Here is a 16405-nt window from a genome sequence, read left to right as displayed (position 1 = left end):
TGTATTGTACTAAAAATCATGAGCGAATCCTAATGTTTAGTTCTAGACTTTGAATTTCTTTATTCCATCGTTCATAATCATACATAAATGTTAATTCTTCCCAATTTAACATACTGATTTCTTGAATGTCTATAATAATCTCAGCAAGTTCACGACTAAGCATACCTAGTTCTTTTCCTTCGGTCAGCTTTTTTTTGTAACGATTAAAAGCTGGATCTAATTGTTCAATTTGTGCATAAATTTCATGGATAGAGCCATATTGTTGAATAAGAGGCAGTGCGGCTTTTTCTCCTACACCAGGAACACCCGGAATATTGTCCGATTTGTCACCAAGCAATGCTTTTACGTCCACCCATTGACGAGGATGAATATTATATTCTTCTTGAAAGTGCTTGAAGCCATAAACAAGATCGCCAACCTGCTTTTTAGCAATAATTTGCGAAATATGTTGATCTAGGAGCTGAAGCAAGTCTCGGTCATTGCTATAGATGTACCCTGGACTTTGCTTTTCCTTACTCCACTTGCTTACAAGTGCTCCAATTAAATCATCTGCTTCATAAGAAGACAATGACATTTGATAAATGCCTACTGTGTCAAAAAATTGTTTTAACGTTTCATACTGCTGAATCAGCGGCTCAGGCAGCTCTGCTCTTGTTTGCTTATATAGGGCGTATGTATCTTTACGTTTTGTATCCTCACGCTTAACATCCCAAGCGACGAAAATATGGCTTGGCTCATATTGGTGAATCAATGCATTCATTTTTTGAATCGTTACTCTGAGGGCATTCGTAAATTGGCCCTTACTATTTCTTGTCAACGCTGCTTCATCTCTGCCATAAGAAGTAGCAAAATAACAGCGGCTTAATAAATTAAATCCATCAATTACTAATAGTGTTTCGTTCACATAGTCACGTCCTTTGAAAACTTTGCTCCTTTAGCTTTTAGAGCAAACATACTATAGCACTTGTTCTTTGCACGCGTCAATGAAGCGCACAAAGCTCAAAACACGCCCATTTTTTTCTCTCAATGTAAATGTAGTATAAAGATGTTAAATTGTTGTTATGATTTATTCGTTTGGCTTTTAGAACTTTTGACTATCCTATAAAATGAGGATGAAAGATCAATCCTACAAATGAAGGTGAAAAAAGTGAATAAAAACACGATGATTAAAACATTAAAAGTTATATCTGTTGTGTCGCTTCTCGCTTTGTTATTTATCATTGCTTATGATCGTTCCATGTCTACATCCATGATTATTTTGTTCAGTTCGCTCATTTTCTTTGTATTTGTACTTAGCGACTTTTTTTTCGATCGCAAGCCGTGGGGATTAAAAGGCCTTCAATTATATATATCACTGATGTTATTCATCATTGCCATTTTTGAAATGCATCAAGTTGTCAGTTCACTTTGCGTTATTTCCATTATGGCTCTACCAAAAGTTATTGACGAATTAGCTTAAGTGTGAATGATAAATGATAAAATCCATGATCACAATGATCATGGATTTTATTACGTTTTGAGTAATTTTTCAGAGATGCGAAGAGCTTCTTCTATGCCAAATTTACGCACTAAACTGATGGCTTCCTTTATTTCTCGTTTTTTCAAATCATGGGTCGGATTTAAATTTAACAACACTTGAATAACAACTAAATCCCGCATCGTAAACATCATATTCTTTTTCATATCCCGCTGAAATGTATACTGCTCTTTTAAGAGCCGGTCACTTATTGCTAACACTTTCGACTCGGGAAGATGTAGCTGCGCTCCTGCTTCTTGACAAGACCACAACTTTTTCACTCGATCTTCAGCATTCATATTTGCGACTCGTGCATATGTAATATCACTGTTTTCTTGACGAATCTCTATCTCTTTTAACGTTGGCTTTAGCACCGTTTTTCGCTTGGAGACTTTTTTCTTATCAACTCCTGTATCTCCGAGGACCCTGCCGTGAACGGTGTAAATGTCGTATTCATTTTCTCTTTTTACATCTTGTTTATTGTATTTTGGAAAATAACCATTTACAAGCATCGTTCTCAGCATATCTAATTCTTTTTTTAATCCATGCACTTCAATATATCCAACAGCACAAATTTCTTTGTGGAATTTTTTTGTGTTGCTAACGCCTTTTCCTGCAACGTGAGCTCTTACTCTTTCTAATAGAGAGCCCGTCGTTGCTCCGATATACAAAAGCCTGCCCGGTTTATCAAAGAAAAAATAAATGCCGGGAGCGGAAGGAATTTGTCCTATTTCTGCTGTACTTAGCAGCTTCTGCAGTACCTGCATGACTGCTAAATCAATTTTCGCTGTCATTATTTTTGATAACCTTTTAACATTTCTTCATACACTTTTAGATGCGTATACACAGTTTGAAGAAGCGGTACGTGTATAGACGATTTTTCAGCTAATGTCAGCAAATATCCTTGAAGGTGGTCTCCTTCAATTTGAAAACTTTTTTCCATATCACGCTGCATCGATGACTTCATGTCATACGTCATTTTGTCCATCGTATTCATATGCTGTTCAATAATCCCTTCAGCTAATGGTGCATCGTATGCCATCATAATATTTTCAACTTCTTTAAAAAGCTCTTGTACGAATTGACGCCCTCCTTTTGCCGCTAGCACTGGGCCAACAGGTGCGCGCATAAGAGTGGTCATGCCTGACATAACCGTAATAAATAAATACTTATGCCACATATCCTGTTCAATATATGAACTTTTTACAAACGAAGCTTTTGTACCACTGAACGCTTGCTCAATCAGTTGTAATCTTTCTGTTTCCTTCTGCTTAAATTCACCGAATACAAGTCTGTGAGCAGGACTCGTCTGGACGACCTCTCCATCTTTGTTTAAAGTTGTTTCAATAAAGCACAGTCCTCCAATGACTTTTTCTTCCCCAAATGCTTCTTGTAAAGGACCCACGTGAGCCATACCATTTAACAAAGGTACGACAACTGTCTGATTCCCTACAAAAGGACGCACATCCTCAATTGCTTGTTTAAGATGATAAGCCTTAGTTGTGAACAAAATAACATCATAAGGCTCTTTCACCTCAGATTTTGTAATAGCTTGTACAGGTGAAGTGAAGTCACCGTGTATACTCTTGATAACAAGTCCATTTTGTTCCAGCTCTTTTTTTCTGCGATCTCTGACAAGAAAAGTCACATCCTCTCCTTTTTCCACGAGCCTGCCTCCAAAGTAACCTCCAACGCCGCCTGCGCCTAAAACTAATATTCGCATAACTTTTGCTCCCCTTTTTCTTTTTCTTTTATTGTAGCACAGCTAGTTTGAAATTTTATAATATTCTTATTTCATTGTATTTTGAGTTTTTTACAAAAGATAGCCATAGTGCTTTTAAAGTTGTTATAATGAATACAAAAAAAGCATAAAAATTTACGCTTAAACATTTATCCCCTCTTGGATATACTATTTACCAATCCGCAATCGGAAAAGTTTCGATTTAAACAATGTTATTTACATAGGAGAGACTGAAATGAAAACAGAAATCTACATTTTATCTGGATTTTTAGGCAGCGGAAAAACAACGTTGCTTAAACAGCTGCTTCAGCAAGAAAAAGATCGTAATCGCAACATTGCTGTTGTGATGAATGAGCTTGGCCAAGTTTCGATTGACTCAAATGAAGTAGAAAAAGACACGCCGTTAAAAGAATTGCTAAACGGCTGCGTGTGCTGTACTATTCAAGGTCAATTTGAAACTCAGCTTCATTCACTTCTACAGGAGAACACATTGGATGCTATCTATATAGAGACAACCGGAGTTGCACATCCCATTGAAGTGTTGGATGCCTGTATGTCTCCTCTTTTTGCGCATCAAGTCACGATTAAAAGTATTATCACCACACTCGATGCAACAAGGTGGAAAGAACGTGGGTCCTTAAGCATTCAACTTCAAAAACTTCTTCAAGAACAAGTAAAACATGGGGATGTAATTTTATTAAATAAAACGGACATGCTGTCTGAGGCAGAAAAGTCTTCCCTGCTTTTTGAGGTTCAATCAATTAACGCTCGTGCAATAACATTATTAACGACATTTTCCCGCGTGAAGCTTGACCTGATTCAAAGAGCTCAGCTGTCTCAAAAACAGCCGCACCATAAGGCTCATGTTGAAGATCATCTTCATTTGAAAACATTTGTATATGAGTTTACAAAAAACGTGGATCTTGAATTATTTGAAAATTGGCTGCGCCAAATGCCAGATACCATCTATCGTATTAAAGGCTATATGCGCTTTACTCATTCGGATGATACGTATTCGTTTCAATATTCATACGGCATGCCTCTATATATGAAAGAAATAATGAAGCTGCCCACCACTCTTGTCTTTATAGGGGAAAACCTCGACCACACTAAGATGAAACAAGAATTATTTAATCTTGAACAGCAGTCCAATTAAAAATCCCGCCTAGAGCGGGATTTTTTTATTACTTATAAACAGGCATTTTGTACTCTGCGCAAAATTTCATATGCACGATTTCCGGCTAACTCTGTCAACTCTTCAAATTTTTCATCTCTTTTCAAATCAAGTTCAATAATTTCTTTTGCCAGCTCAATAATCTCTTCTTTTTTCAATTGTTGCACAGCCATTTAAAACGCCCTTTCCTTTTAGAATTTATGTATATTCTCACATTTATTTTCTATTCATCATTTTGAAAGCAAGTGATTAACCACAAGGCTTTATCCTGTATGGTTAACCACTTGGGATCGAGTTAATCATTAGTTTATAGGACTCTTTTCCCTATTTCATTATTTATGTCATTTTTTCTCACATAATAATTCAATAATATAACATATATATGTTAGAATATATTACATGTTATAATTTTTTGTATTTTTTTCCTTTATAATAATAACATACTACTACGTACTCAGGGGTGAGGGAGATTGTCTACGAATGAAGCGTCATATCGAGATAAAAAAGTCATGTCTATTGGGATTGTAAAAGAATTAACCGGTTTATCAGAAAGACAAATTCGCTACTACGAGAAAAGAAGCCTGCTCTTTCCGGACCGAACCAATACGGGTATCCGGAAATATTCGTTTTCAGACGTCGAACGATTAATGGATATTGCCGATCGCATAGAAGAAGGAGTTCAAACGAGTGAAATACGCACAGAATTGGCCAAAAAAGATGAAGCGAGAAAAATGAAAGAAGTAAAAAACCAAATGCTTCAAGGGCAGTTGAACGCTCATTTCAAGCGGAAGCTATAAAGTATACATACGGTGACTTTCCCGTCTCCGTTTTTATTTCTTTACGGCAAACAAAAAAGCGCATATCTAAAGATATCCGCTTTTTTGTCCGTTAAGCTGAGCGCCCTTTAAAGAATTTCGGCTGATGAGAACTCATGAACTTCGTTTTAGATAAAATGAACATAACCGATCCGCCCCAAATGAACAAAAAGGCAATCATCTCTACGCTAGAAAACGGTTCATGATACACGAATACCCCTAATAAAAGCGTCATGGTAGGAGCAATGTACTGTAAAAAACCGACCATCGATAGCGGAATAAGAGGGGCCCCCTTAGCGAAATATAGTAGTGGCATAGCTGTAGCAACACCGCCTCCAATTAAAAGAGCACTCAGATCAAGCGACTGAAGAGAAAAACTTGAAGATCCTTTCACTAAAAGAAAAATAAAATAAATAACCGCAATAGGTGCAACCATCATCGTTTCAATCGTTAATCCTACTTTTGCTTCTAATTGAATAGTCTTTTTTACAAGTCCGTACAAACCAAAGCTAAACGCTAAGCTTAATGATACCCATGGGATATGCCCGTATGTAACTGTCATAACGATAACACCTATAGCAGCTAATCCAACAGAAGCACCCTGCCAAAAATTAAGCTTCTCTTTTAAAACGACTATACCAAGTAAAATACTAACGAGCGGGTTGATGTAGTAACCTAAACTTGTTTCAATAATATGATTATGGTTAACCGCCCAAATGTAAACGAACCAGTTGATGCTGATCAGCACTGAAGCCACAAATAAAATGACCGCTTGTTTCGTATTACGAAATAATAAACCAAGCGTCTTCTTTAAAGCACTCATTTGCTTTGTCACAAGCAAAAGTAAAAGCATAAAAACAAATGACCATATGACACGGTGAGCGAGTATTTCATTCGCATTCACCTCGCCAAGAAGCTTCCAGTAAAGCGGAAAAAGCCCCCACATAACGTAAGCGCTGGCTGTATAAACAATACCTGCTCGCTTAGAATCTTGATTCATTTCTCAACCTCTTTTCTTTATCTCTCTGTCTCTTATCATTATAGATGCATTTACCTCTTTTTTATAGTTTTATTTCGCCTATCGAAATAGCTCATAAAAAAACGATCGCTTTTAGCTCGACCGTTTTTTATACCTTATTTTTTAGGCTGTTTGAATACTTTGGCACTGCGAATATACTCTACATCTTGTACATTTTCTCGCGCGTTAGCGATTCGAGCCGCAGCAAAGAAGTAATCGGATAAACGATTTAAATACTGAAGCACCGCCGCATTAATTTTATACTCACGCTGCACGCCAACAACAAGCCGTTCTGCGCGGCGTGTAATCGTCCGGCAAATGTGAAGCGTTGTCGCTGCAGGTGTGCCTCCAGGTAAAATAAAACGCTCAATGGTCGGCGCTTCTGACATATAGACATCAATGCGCTTTTCAAGTACTGATATCATGTCGTTTGTTACTTTGTACGGATGATCATCTTTTGCAAATGCTAAATCACTTCCACAGTCAAATAGCTCATGTTGAATCGTAATTAGCTCTTCTTTTACATCTTTTAATGTTGTTTCATCCAGCTGATAAATCGCTTGACCTACAAAGCCATTTAGCTCATCAATCGTACCGTATGCTTCCACTCGAATATCATCTTTATTTACTCGTCCTCCAATTAAGCTTGTCTGCCCTTTGTCCCCTGTTTTTGTGTAAATGTTCATTGTATTTCCTCCTTCAATCGATTAGCAATTCCGTACCAAATGTGATCTACTTTCCGGGCATGTGCCGCTAAATGCTGATACGCATACCCGCATTCATCTCTCCACTGCCGCTCTGTTGGATCTAAAGGAACAATCCCTTTGCCGACTTCAGTTCCAATCACTATTAACTTTTCCCATACACCGCTGTCTCTCCACTTCTGTATTAACTTTTTAACAACAAGGTGCGGAGACTCCAACTCGCTATGTATTAATTCCTTAACATAGTGCTCAAATCCTTCTAGCACTATGTAACTTTCTTCGAACTCAAGCAGTGGTAAAACAGGGTCTTCATACAAATAATGCCATTTTACCGACTCACTGGCATAATGCTGCTTCACCCATTTTCTTTTGCCGGTAAATGCACCGCCGAATACGAAATGCATGCTCTTCTCTCCTTTGCCTGTTTGTATGTACACGCTACTGAAAAACCTTCTCCATAAGAAAAAGAAACATCCCAAAGCGACGCTGTCTGTTTAAAATGGGATGCAAGTAAACGCAGTGGGCCGCCATGCGACACAATAGCAATGTGACGCAATTGCTGACTGGCCGCCAAATCGACCGCTTCTTCCCACGCTGCCCAAACTCGGTTTGAAAAGTTTGAGAAGCTTTCACCATTCGGAGGCGTATGTTCTGTCCAGTGATCAATCCAATTTCTATACGCCCGTATGTTTTTTAAATCTTCATACGTCTTCTCTTCCCAATCTCCAAAATGCAGCTCACGCCAATTTTTATTTTTAACCACCTGAGATTTTGGAAAAACAACTGCACTTGTTTCTAGCGCCCTTTTTAAGTCACTGGAAATAACGAGCTGAGGTTCTAGAAAAAGCTCTTTCAATTCATTTTTCCCTTCTATACTTAAAGGCGGATCACTCCACCCTATATATTTTTTCTGTTGATTTTCAAGCGTCATGCCGTGACGAATACATGTGATAACCAAAGAATTATCCATAAAAATGTTTCTCCTCCTTCAATGGTTGCCCCTATAACATCTCCTGTTACGCCACCAAACTGCGAACGATAAAATCGTATCCAGAGCCATAAAAAACCGGCAAAGAAAAGAATAATGAATTTATTGTCCATAAAAATAACGAAAATAGCAACTAAGAATAGGCTCATGATGATAAATCCGTAAATAGACCGTTTGGTGACTCCTTGTTGAAAATAAGCAGCCAGACCCGTATCTTTAGCGGGCTTATCTCTCATCAACGAAAAGGCTGCTCCAATTCTTGGAAGGGTAAAGACAATTAAGCATGCCCAAATTGATAAGGAAGAAAGAGACACTAATTCATAGATCGCACTAAAACGCAGCAGCAGCAGAACCATAAGAGAAAGAATAGCAAAAGACCCAACGTGCGGATCACTTAAAATCTGCAGTTTTTTTTCCTTTGACTGATGAGAAAAATACGCATCGCTTACGTCCATCCAGCCGTCTAAATGAAGGCCACCCGTTAAAACAAGCGGTAAAAGCAAAACTAAAATACTATCAACAATCGTAGTGATAGGTGAAGATTGAAGCAGCTGTAAAAAGCTATAAAACATCAAGCCTAGTAACATACCAATCCAAGGCAGTACAAAAAGTGAGCGTGCCGTTCTTTTTTCAGTCCATTGAACAGTTTTAGCTAGTGGTAAGATCGTAAAAAACTGGAGAGAAATCCGTAGTATGGCTATCCATTCTTTCATATATCTACACATTCCTTTCCTTTTTTAAAACGATAGATTCCCGCTTCTACACAAATAGCCACATCTGCTTTTTCTACAATATACTGATGTAATTTCCCTAATATCTTCATATAGCTATATGTGGGCTCTTCTAATACGCCCGCTTCAAACAGTTCATTAGATACTAGCACAACCGTCTGAGACTGCGCAAACAGCTTATCGAGCGTTTCTGTCATATGACGAAAAACCGCTTGTTTCCCTTCTTTTGTTTGCCACCTTTTTTCTGTTAAAAAAAGCTCATTGGCAAGCCAGTTCGTGACACAATCCAAAAGTATAGCATCATCACTTTGAAGATTTGGCAGAATTTGTTGTAAATCTACAGACTGCTCGATCGTTACCCAAGGCGTGTTCGCTGCTTGGCGTTCTTTTTGATGAAGCTGGATGCGTTTTTGCATTTCCTTATCTGTTTGCCTGCTTGTGGCAATATAAACAGCGCGCTTTGTACAAAAAGTTTGAACCATGTTCTCCGCTGCACTTGATTTTCCGCTTCGAACGCCTCCGCTAATAAAGATGATCATATTTCATCAAGTCCTTGTTTGATTACGTTAAGTAAATAGTCATTTTCTTCTTTCGTTTTCACAGCCAAACGGATATAGCGTCCATTTAAAAATGGAAAGTTTTCAGTATGACGAGCTACCACGCCATGGCTTGCTAAATAGACAAGCCATTCGCGCGTTTTAATAGAAGACGGAACGCTGCAAAGATAATAGTTTGTTTGAGAAGGAGAAACCAAAAGCCCCCATTCCTTTAGTTCACTCAAGGTCCGTTCCCGTTCTTGTTTAATATAATGTACGGTTTCTTTTACAAAATCTTTTTCATCCACACATATCATGCCTATTTGCTGCGACAATCCATTTACACTCCAAGGAGGCTGCTTTTTAGCCATCTTGCTAATGATTTTTTCATTTGCCAAAATATAGCCAAGACGAACCCCGGCAATATTAAACATCTTTGTCATGGAACGCACAACAATGATATGCTCATAATCCAGAATAAGAGAATCAAATGAAGGCTGATGTTCGACAAAATCAATAAATGCCTCATCAATCATTAAGTATGTACCATGATGAGCAGCAGCTTTTACTACTTTCATCCATTCCTCATGACTATACATAACGCCCGTTGGATTATTTGGATGACAAATCCACAGTACTTTTATGTCCGGAAGAATACTCATAATCAACTCTATATCCCAGCTCCAGCCATTTTCTTCAGCTAAAGGAACGTATGTCACTTCACATCCATAAGCTTTACTTGCCTGTTCATATTCAACGAAAGTCGGCTGTACAATCCCTGCTTTCTCTCCTGAAAATAACGAAGCAATAAGGAAAAACGCTTCAGCGGCGCCATTTGTAGGCAGCACTTGAGCAGCTGAAACATGATGATGAGCTGCAAGTTTATTTTTCAGCTCCGTTACTTGAGGGTCAGGATAACTAAACGCTGCACCCTTGAATTCGTTCCACTTTTCGTGAAGCACAAGGGGAGCCCCTAAAGGATTTGTATTCACGCTAAAGTCTTTTATATGCGACAAATTCTCAGCCCCTATTGCTTTTAAAAAGACATTAGGATTAGCTCCATGTGTAGGTAATAGCACTAATAACTCCTCCTAACAAAAGATATAATAACCACGTAGCATAGACCGTCCTTTTCATAATGAAAACAGCTTGTTCAATATGACCGGCTTGCAGAGGAATGAGTGGTTCACCCATTTTTGCACGATTAGATTCTATGCCTTTATATGTATTAAGCCCGCCGAGTTGAATACCTAACAGAGCAGCCACTGCGCTTTCCCCGTATCCGCTATTTGGGCTGGGATGCTTCTTAGCATCACGCTTAATCAAACTCGTTACATGCCCAAGAGAATACTGGCTTTTTGCTACATTAACAGCCGTCATCACCACTGCAGTTAACCGACTTGGAATATAGTTTAATACGTCATCGGTTTTTGCACTAAAGTAGCCGAACAGAAAGTAGCGGTCATTTTTGTACCCAACCATCGAATCACATGTGTTAATAGCTCGGTAAAAAAAGGCTAGGGCTCCTCCTCCTATAAATGCATAAAAAAGCGGAGCTGTAATACCATCACTTGTATTTTCAGCCACGGTCTCTACCGTCGCTCTGGCAATTTCTCCTTCTGACAAACGATCTGTATCTCGTCCCACAATCATACTTACTTCATATCTAGCTTTCTCCATATCTCCTAGCTGAAGCGGCTTTTGTACCTTATAGGCAGCTTCGCTTAAAGAACGAGTGGATATAGTAGTCGCAATCATTACGCCCTCTACTAAAACACCTGCTATAAAATGAACTCCGTACAAAGCATGGAGGAACAAAAAGGGAACAACTCCTGCGAGCACAGCCATACTTATCACAAGAAGCAATCCTTTAAATCGTCTTCCTGCACCTTTATTTAATCTAGAATCTATCCAATAAATCCATTTGCCAAACCAGCGAACGGGATGCGGCCAATTTTCGGGATCGCCTATAATTCGGTCAATTAGTAAAGCAATCGTCATGGCCGTCATGTGTGCAATTATCGCTTGTGTAATACTCATTTCTTCACCTCTTTCCCTTAAGTCCCTGCTCTAAGCTTATTTTCACCAGCTTGGCTACCGCTTGCCCTAAAGCGGTCATAGAGCCTGCATATTCATATAATGGTCCTTGCTGAGACGCTGCAACTGAGATGCTGTCCGTAGATGTCCCCGTAGCAATCGTCTTTGTAGCCGGATCTATGACACCCAGCTGTGACAGCGTTTTTGTTTTAGCTTCTGTGGCCGCAATAAAAAGCTGTAAAAACGCTGCATCCGTAAGCGTACCTTCCACGAAAAAAAACATATTAATTGTACCGGGAGAAGAATAGAACGGGACAGCTTCGTCAGCTGTAATATCTACTGCGTTTCCTACTCCAGCCGTTATCACGGAAGCTACTCTTACTCCGTAGCCTTCATAACAGTAAATCGCTCTTTCTTTTAACCAAACGGCTGTCATTAACCCTACGATTTGCTCATGGCGCACATTTTCTTTCATCAAATATTGCTCATACTCCAAAGAAGGAGTATCTGAATAATAGTCTTTGTGAACAAATCGATTGTAAAAGGTGTCCGTTTCCGTAATGCCTGTTCCTAAAACCCCTGAGCTGTATGTTTTATAAGAAGTCTCGGTTTTCATGATTAAAAGCTCAGGCCGTTCTTCAATTTTAAGATGTGAAAAGGGACCAATCCCCTTTTCAATTCGAACTGGAATATGGTCCCTCTTCTTATTTATTGTACACCTCAGGGTATACTGCTTTTGCTAAGTCCTCTAAGCCATCTACAATACGAGGTCCTAAGCGGTTGATTTTGTTTTGATCAACCTTCTCGATGTTACCCTCTTTTACAGCAGTCATGCTGCTCCAAGCGGGACGCTTCATAATCTCATTTTTATCTGCATCATACGTTGCGATAATAACGTCAGGGTTTAACTTAACAACTTGCTCTTCAGAAAACTTAACCCAACCCTTTTCACTAGCCGCTACGTTATCAGCACCGATCATAGTAAGCATTTCGTTCATGAACGTACCTTTTCCTGTTGTATAAATCTCAGGAGCTCCTGATACCTCTATCCATACTTTTTTACGATCTTCTTTTGAAATCGTTTTTGCTTTTTTCTCAATTGAAGCTACTTTTTCTTTCATGTCTTTAATTGTTTGATTAGCTTCTTTTGTTTTACCTGTTAATTTACCGATTTGCGTAATAGAATCATAAACCGTGTCAAACGTTGTTGAATCTTTTACAACAAATACCGGAATACCCGCACTTTCAATTTGTTTAAATACTTCATCCGAAACGCCCATACTTGAAGCGTGTGCTAGCACTAAATCAGGATTTAAAGCAATAACTTTTTCCGCATTAACGTTCATATCTCCTACCTGCGCTTTTTTCTTTACGCTTTTAGGATAATCATCGTTGCTTGTAACACCGACTAATTCTTTTTCAAGGCCAAGGGCATATACAATTTCCGTATTACTTGGCATTAAGGAAACAATTTTCTTAGGCTGTTTTTTCAACGTAATTTCTTTATCACGCGCGTCTTTTACCTTCACTGGAAATGCAGCTTGTGACGTTTGTGCCGTATCTTGCTTCGTTTTTTTATCACTGTTGCTTTGGCTGCCTGCACCGCATGCAGCAAGTACGATGACTAACAGTGCAATAATGGAATACGAAAGCCATTTTTTCATCTAAATACTCCCCCTATATATTGTTCATTGTGAATACGAAACCTCCACGTTAAAGAAAAAGCAAATGATCATGCAAAAAGCAGCGCTATCCCGTTTTTCCGCTTTGACTATGTATACTGCTCGCCGGCAGCTTCAAAATAAAAAAGCTTTACTTTCAATTGAAAGCAAAGCAGGTAACGTCAAGATAAGCAGGAAAAGAATCCGTTCACTATACTTGATATGTATGTTCATTACCCTGCTTCACCCTTCCTCGAAGGTTTCACAGCTAACAATAAGGCAGGTCTCCTGACTTACGCACAAAGCGCTTACAGTGGCGGGACCGCGCTGGTTTTTCACCAGACTTCCCTTTTCACTCAATCTTTAAATTGAGACCTTATTGCTTTACGATTATTCACTTGTCCTAGTATACCCCACTCATGGAAAAATGGAAATAGCCATTCTCACAAAAAAAAGCTGCAAGAATGCTCTCGCAGCTTAAGGAATTAAAGAGTTGCTAAAAATTCACGGACCGCTTCAGGCGTTTTAGCATTTGCACTGTGCAAGTGTGCAATTTTTTCACCGTTTTTATATACAAGAAGAGAAGGAATACCCATTACATTGTTTTCAGCAGAAAGTTCTTCAAACTCATCCTTGTCAATTTTAAACCATGCTTTATCTGTATTTTCATCAACGATTTCATCAATGAACATATCCAAACGTTTGCAATCAGGACACCACGTTGTCGTAAAAATCCCAACGCTTAGTGTTTCGTTCTTAATTTGTTCGCGAAATTGTTTTTCTTCCGTAAATTGTTTCATTGTGTTACCTCCAGCATCTATTCGTTCCTTCTCACTATTCTATGGTAAGAAGTCTGACTTCATTATAAACGATTTTTTTATCGTTGTGCTAATGTTTCAGCTTATTTAGACCCTAACGGTTTTAGACGTAAAAAAATGCTAGCTTAAAAAAGCTAACATTTCGAAATCGCAGAATGTTGTGTCTATTATCAGCTAAACCATTTAGGCGGCATGTTTCGGTTCCAATAAATTTTCCCTAAATCATAATGCTTCTGAAAATTATCTGCAGCCGCATGATAGTGAAAATTAAACCAGTATCCATCTTTTGGAGGATTTTCACGCCGTACATGAAATCGTATTAAGTCCTGACCGGTTTCCCGGTCATATACATGGAAAATCTTTTCACCGTAGCCAGCAGCAGGATGCTCGCTTATCTCGAGATTCTGAATTGACTGTTCACGTTCAGTGCCAATGTCGGTCAGCACTTCTTCAATTTTAGGTAACACTGCTTGACGAAATTCATCTTCAATGACAGGTCCAATTTTTGTTCCGAATTTTTCCACTGACTGTTTTTCAGCTGATTCCATTGCATACGTAACAAATGATGAAACGTCTTCATATTTTGGTTCTTCATATGGCAAATGAATATCTTCTATAACAGCTGTGACAGGAGTTGTTTCTCTTACATACCCTGCTTTATGTTGCTTGTCCGCTTTTGCATCATCAACGTATAAATATTCTGGTGGAGTGACAAGCCCAAATGTAAATACTGTAATAAATACAACTAGCATTCTTTTTATCCATCTAGGCATTCGTATCTTTCCTTTCTCATCTTTTCCCATATGGTCTTTTCATATCGTAAAATTCATTGTCATAACTCACTAGGTATTGTAACATACTTATTAATTTTTTACCTATATTTGCTTATTCATTTATGCTGTCTACGGGCATTCGACAACTTTTTAGTTAGCACCTTCCTTCTTCTGTTTGAGGTTGTCACACCGAGCGGAAACCTATACAAGATATTCCTTTTTTGCTGGATGCTTAAACACAAAAGTATTTTTATGTTCAAAAATATATCATACTTTTATGAACTTTAGATGAAATTCACAAAAAAAACTTCCAAAACTTTTTAATTCCTAAAAGGTTTTGGAAGTCTTTTCAATGAGCGTGATTCTTTTTACTTTTTTGTTTATTTTTGTATATCAATTGTCCCGTAATGAAATTTTGATGTTTTTCGTTTTTGCACGGTAAATCCATGCTCTTCAAAACGACTGCTTTTCCAATGATCTTTTAGCACGACCTTTTGTTTGGCTACTCTTTTTGCTTCTTGTATAGCCATGGGCGTCAGCGTGGTATACAGTGCTATTGCTTTAATACCGTTAATTCCATTCGATTCCTCAATTTGCTCTTGAAACATAGGATCAAAGTAGACAACATCAAAAGAATTATCTTCACAACACGCCAAAAACGATTCAAAATTTTGATGAACCACGTTTATACGCTTCATTGCATCATTCAACTCTTGTACGTCACTTTCCCAATTTAAGAGTCCTTGTTTGACTAAATAAGCTACATAGCGGTTGCCTTCTAGTCCGACAACTTTTCCGCTTTTCCCTACCGCTGCGCTCGCCATCATACTATCCGATGCAAGACCAAGTGTACAGTCAAGCACGCTCATTCCTTTTTCCAAACTAGCAGCTTCAATAAACGAATCACGTTCTCCTCGCAGCCATCTCTTCACTCTAAACATAGCGGAATTTGGATGAAAAAAAATAGGCTCCTCTTCATTTTGGACATGCAATTCTACTCTATTCTTACCGACAACCAGCACGTCTGCAGCTTGAAGATTCTGAAGATCTGCAACGGATTTCTTCTCTCTTGTTACAAAAGGTATACTTAAATCAGTGGCTACTTGTTTGGCTTTTACAATCATCTGTTCATTTGTTCGACCAGCAGTCGTAACAATCACTTTCATAACTCCCCCTACACTGTTTGGCTATTTACATAAAGAAAAAGGATGTCTATAGACATCCTTTTTCTTATAAAGTATATGCGATTTTTCTCTAAAAATCTATATACTAGATGTGACAAAAGCAGGACATTTTATGAACAGTGCTGCTTAAAACCATTTAAAATGTTTTCAAAAATAACTTCTAACGGCTGACCTTCAATTTCGTGTCGAGGAATAAAATGAACGACTTCTTTTCCTTTTAAAAGCGCCATAGACGGTGATGAGGGCTCAATGTCCCCAAAATATTCACGCATTTTAGCTGTTGCTTCCTTATCTTGACCGGCAAAAACTGTTACCACTTGATTTGGTTTTTGCTCAGACTGTAAATACGCTTGTGTCGCTGCAGGACGTGCTAAACCAGCAGCACACCCACAAACTGAATTAACGACAACAAAAGTTGTTCCTTCAACATTTTCCATAAAATCAACTACTGCTTCTTCTGTTGTTAATTCTTCATAACCAGCTTGAGTTAATTCTTGACGCATTGGTTTAACTAACTGACGCATATATTCTTCATATGCCATTGACATATTAACATTCCTCCTAACAATCATTCACGCTAAAAGCATACTATAAAAACCAGGAAAAATCTAGCTACTCACTCTTCAAATCCTCATCGTTGTCCCGTTCTCCTTTTTCATTTGACAAAAAAAGATCAAAACCGGGTCATATCATCTAAGTTTTTTCCATA

At 38.4% G+C, this 16405-nt stretch carries 21 protein-coding genes and 1 riboswitch; of the genes, 3 read left to right on the top strand and 18 right to left on the bottom strand.

Features of this window, described 5'->3' with window-relative positions:
* Positions 1 to 16: 16 nt before the first annotated feature.
* Positions 17 to 904, bottom strand: a complete 888-nt coding sequence (locus tag OK414_RS10240) for a 5'-3' exonuclease (RefSeq protein ID WP_263045573.1) — start codon at positions 902 to 904, stop codon at positions 17 to 19.
* Positions 905 to 1147: 243 nt separating this feature from the next.
* On the opposite strand from OK414_RS10240, the gene OK414_RS10235 reads away from it, so the two are divergent.
* Complete coding sequence (locus tag OK414_RS10235; RefSeq protein ID WP_016763842.1) at positions 1148 to 1459, top strand: hypothetical protein; 312 nt, start codon at positions 1148 to 1150, stop codon at positions 1457 to 1459.
* 50 nt (positions 1460 to 1509) lie between these two features.
* Here OK414_RS10235 and OK414_RS10230 read toward each other — a convergent pair whose 3' ends face one another.
* Entirely contained in the window at positions 1510 to 2310 is an 801-nt protein-coding gene (locus OK414_RS10230; RefSeq protein WP_016763841.1) for a GIY-YIG nuclease family protein, read from the bottom strand.
* Positions 2310 to 3239 carry a 2-dehydropantoate 2-reductase gene (panE, locus tag OK414_RS10225; protein ID WP_034652712.1) on the bottom strand — a complete coding sequence of 310 codons (930 nt, stop codon included), beginning with the start codon at positions 3237 to 3239 and terminating at the stop codon, positions 2310 to 2312. Before panE ends, OK414_RS10230 begins: the two co-directional genes overlap by 1 nt.
* A gap of 253 nt (positions 3240 to 3492) precedes the next feature.
* On the opposite strand from panE, the gene OK414_RS10220 reads away from it, so the two are divergent.
* The gene (locus tag OK414_RS10220) at positions 3493 to 4413 is read left to right on the top strand and encodes a CobW family GTP-binding protein (protein WP_263045572.1); all 921 of its coding nucleotides are present in this window, start codon (positions 3493 to 3495) and stop codon (positions 4411 to 4413) included.
* A gap of 32 nt (positions 4414 to 4445) precedes the next feature.
* Here OK414_RS10220 and OK414_RS10215 read toward each other — a convergent pair whose 3' ends face one another.
* Positions 4446 to 4604 carry a hypothetical protein gene (locus OK414_RS10215; RefSeq protein ID WP_013056708.1) on the bottom strand — a complete coding sequence of 53 codons (159 nt, stop codon included), beginning with the start codon at positions 4602 to 4604 and terminating at the stop codon, positions 4446 to 4448.
* A gap of 297 nt (positions 4605 to 4901) precedes the next feature.
* On the opposite strand from OK414_RS10215, the gene OK414_RS10210 reads away from it, so the two are divergent.
* Complete coding sequence (locus OK414_RS10210) at positions 4902 to 5228, top strand: MerR family transcriptional regulator (RefSeq protein ID WP_013082852.1); 327 nt, start codon at positions 4902 to 4904, stop codon at positions 5226 to 5228.
* A gap of 91 nt (positions 5229 to 5319) precedes the next feature.
* On the opposite strand, the gene rarD is transcribed toward OK414_RS10210, so the two are convergent.
* The 14 genes from rarD to OK414_RS10140 form a co-directional block, all read right to left on the bottom strand.
* Positions 5320 to 6246, bottom strand: coding sequence for an EamA family transporter RarD (rarD, locus tag OK414_RS10205; protein WP_013056706.1), 927 nt, complete (start codon positions 6244 to 6246; stop codon positions 5320 to 5322).
* A 134-nt stretch (positions 6247 to 6380) separates the two neighbouring features.
* Entirely contained in the window at positions 6381 to 6950 is a 570-nt protein-coding gene (locus OK414_RS10200) for a cob(I)yrinic acid a,c-diamide adenosyltransferase (RefSeq protein WP_263045571.1), read from the bottom strand.
* Positions 6947 to 7372, bottom strand: coding sequence for a bifunctional adenosylcobinamide kinase/adenosylcobinamide-phosphate guanylyltransferase (locus tag OK414_RS10195; protein WP_263045570.1), 426 nt, complete (start codon positions 7370 to 7372; stop codon positions 6947 to 6949). Before OK414_RS10195 ends, OK414_RS10200 begins: the two co-directional genes overlap by 4 nt.
* Entirely contained in the window at positions 7324 to 7938 is a 615-nt protein-coding gene (locus OK414_RS10190; protein WP_016763837.1) for a histidine phosphatase family protein, read from the bottom strand. Before OK414_RS10190 ends, OK414_RS10195 begins: the two co-directional genes overlap by 49 nt.
* Positions 7896 to 8669, bottom strand: coding sequence for an adenosylcobinamide-GDP ribazoletransferase (cobS, locus tag OK414_RS10185; RefSeq protein WP_016763836.1), 774 nt, complete (start codon positions 8667 to 8669; stop codon positions 7896 to 7898). The genes OK414_RS10190 and cobS overlap by 43 nt, the downstream gene beginning before the upstream one ends.
* Positions 8666 to 9226: a bifunctional adenosylcobinamide kinase/adenosylcobinamide-phosphate guanylyltransferase gene (locus OK414_RS10180; RefSeq protein WP_047932795.1), complete on the bottom strand. Its 561-nt coding sequence runs from the start codon at positions 9224 to 9226 to the stop codon at positions 8666 to 8668. Before OK414_RS10180 ends, cobS begins: the two co-directional genes overlap by 4 nt.
* Positions 9223 to 10302 carry a threonine-phosphate decarboxylase CobD gene (cobD, locus tag OK414_RS10175; protein WP_034652729.1) on the bottom strand — a complete coding sequence of 360 codons (1080 nt, stop codon included), beginning with the start codon at positions 10300 to 10302 and terminating at the stop codon, positions 9223 to 9225. Before cobD ends, OK414_RS10180 begins: the two co-directional genes overlap by 4 nt.
* On the bottom strand, positions 10277 to 11263 hold the full coding sequence (gene cbiB, locus OK414_RS10170; protein ID WP_016763833.1) for an adenosylcobinamide-phosphate synthase CbiB: 987 nt from the start codon (positions 11261 to 11263) through the stop codon (positions 10277 to 10279). The genes cobD and cbiB overlap by 26 nt, the downstream gene beginning before the upstream one ends.
* Before the next feature lie 4 nt (positions 11264 to 11267).
* Positions 11268 to 11876: an adenosylcobinamide amidohydrolase gene (locus tag OK414_RS10165; protein WP_016763832.1), complete on the bottom strand. Its 609-nt coding sequence runs from the start codon at positions 11874 to 11876 to the stop codon at positions 11268 to 11270.
* Positions 11877 to 11964: 88 nt separating this feature from the next.
* A complete protein-coding gene (locus OK414_RS10160; protein WP_014460464.1) occupies positions 11965 to 12924 on the bottom strand; it encodes an ABC transporter substrate-binding protein in 960 nt (319 codons plus the stop codon).
* A 257-nt stretch (positions 12925 to 13181) separates the two neighbouring features.
* A riboswitch (cobalamin riboswitch) is annotated at positions 13182 to 13315 on the bottom strand.
* A 91-nt stretch (positions 13316 to 13406) separates the two neighbouring features.
* Positions 13407 to 13721, bottom strand: a complete 315-nt coding sequence (locus tag OK414_RS10155; protein WP_013056696.1) for a thioredoxin family protein — start codon at positions 13719 to 13721, stop codon at positions 13407 to 13409.
* Positions 13722 to 13909: 188 nt separating this feature from the next.
* Positions 13910 to 14512 carry a YpjP family protein gene (locus OK414_RS10150; protein ID WP_025752035.1) on the bottom strand — a complete coding sequence of 201 codons (603 nt, stop codon included), beginning with the start codon at positions 14510 to 14512 and terminating at the stop codon, positions 13910 to 13912.
* 380 nt (positions 14513 to 14892) lie between these two features.
* Positions 14893 to 15678, bottom strand: a complete 786-nt coding sequence (locus OK414_RS10145; RefSeq protein ID WP_263045569.1) for a class I SAM-dependent methyltransferase — start codon at positions 15676 to 15678, stop codon at positions 14893 to 14895.
* A 128-nt stretch (positions 15679 to 15806) separates the two neighbouring features.
* Positions 15807 to 16244: a BrxA/BrxB family bacilliredoxin gene (locus tag OK414_RS10140; protein ID WP_014460467.1), complete on the bottom strand. Its 438-nt coding sequence runs from the start codon at positions 16242 to 16244 to the stop codon at positions 15807 to 15809.
* Positions 16245 to 16405 lie beyond the last annotated feature (161 nt).

Source organism: Priestia sp. JV24, from assembly GCF_025910025.1.
GTDB lineage: Bacteria > Bacillota > Bacilli > Bacillales > Bacillaceae_H > Priestia > Priestia megaterium.
The sequence above is the reverse complement of the archived record's forward strand: the minus strand, read 5'-3'. Positions and strand labels throughout refer to the sequence as shown.

Excerpts from the sequence above, each read along its gene's own strand:
- OK414_RS10230 (WP_016763841.1), bottom strand. The coding sequence starts at position 2,310 with ATGACAGCGAAAATTGATTTAGCAGTCATGCAGGTACTGCAGAAGCTG.
- panE (WP_034652712.1), bottom strand. The coding sequence starts at position 3,239 with ATGCGAATATTAGTTTTAGGCGCAGGCGGCGTTGGAGGTTACTTTGGA.
- OK414_RS10220 (WP_263045572.1), top strand. The coding sequence starts at position 3,493 with ATGAAAACAGAAATCTACATTTTATCTGGATTTTTAGGCAGCGGAAAA.
- OK414_RS10215 (WP_013056708.1), bottom strand. The coding sequence starts at position 4,604 with ATGGCTGTGCAACAATTGAAAAAAGAAGAGATTATTGAGCTGGCAAAA.
- rarD (WP_013056706.1), bottom strand. The coding sequence starts at position 6,246 with ATGAATCAAGATTCTAAGCGAGCAGGTATTGTTTATACAGCCAGCGCT.
- OK414_RS10200 (WP_263045571.1), bottom strand. The coding sequence starts at position 6,950 with ATGAACATTTACACAAAAACAGGGGACAAAGGGCAGACAAGCTTAATT.
- OK414_RS10195 (WP_263045570.1), bottom strand. The coding sequence starts at position 7,372 with ATGCATTTCGTATTCGGCGGTGCATTTACCGGCAAAAGAAAATGGGTG.
- OK414_RS10190 (WP_016763837.1), bottom strand. The coding sequence starts at position 7,938 with ATGGATAATTCTTTGGTTATCACATGTATTCGTCACGGCATGACGCTT.
- cobS (WP_016763836.1), bottom strand. The coding sequence starts at position 8,669 with ATGAAAGAATGGATAGCCATACTACGGATTTCTCTCCAGTTTTTTACG.
- OK414_RS10180 (WP_047932795.1), bottom strand. The coding sequence starts at position 9,226 with ATGATCATCTTTATTAGCGGAGGCGTTCGAAGCGGAAAATCAAGTGCA.
- cbiB (WP_016763833.1), bottom strand. The coding sequence starts at position 11,263 with ATGAGTATTACACAAGCGATAATTGCACACATGACGGCCATGACGATT.
- OK414_RS10165 (WP_016763832.1), bottom strand. The coding sequence starts at position 11,876 with ATGAAAACCGAGACTTCTTATAAAACATACAGCTCAGGGGTTTTAGGA.
- OK414_RS10160 (WP_014460464.1), bottom strand. The coding sequence starts at position 12,924 with ATGAAAAAATGGCTTTCGTATTCCATTATTGCACTGTTAGTCATCGTA.
- OK414_RS10155 (WP_013056696.1), bottom strand. The coding sequence starts at position 13,721 with ATGAAACAATTTACGGAAGAAAAACAATTTCGCGAACAAATTAAGAAC.
- OK414_RS10150 (WP_025752035.1), bottom strand. The coding sequence starts at position 14,512 with ATGCCTAGATGGATAAAAAGAATGCTAGTTGTATTTATTACAGTATTT.
- OK414_RS10145 (WP_263045569.1), bottom strand. The coding sequence starts at position 15,678 with ATGAAAGTGATTGTTACGACTGCTGGTCGAACAAATGAACAGATGATT.
- OK414_RS10140 (WP_014460467.1), bottom strand. The coding sequence starts at position 16,244 with ATGTCAATGGCATATGAAGAATATATGCGTCAGTTAGTTAAACCAATG.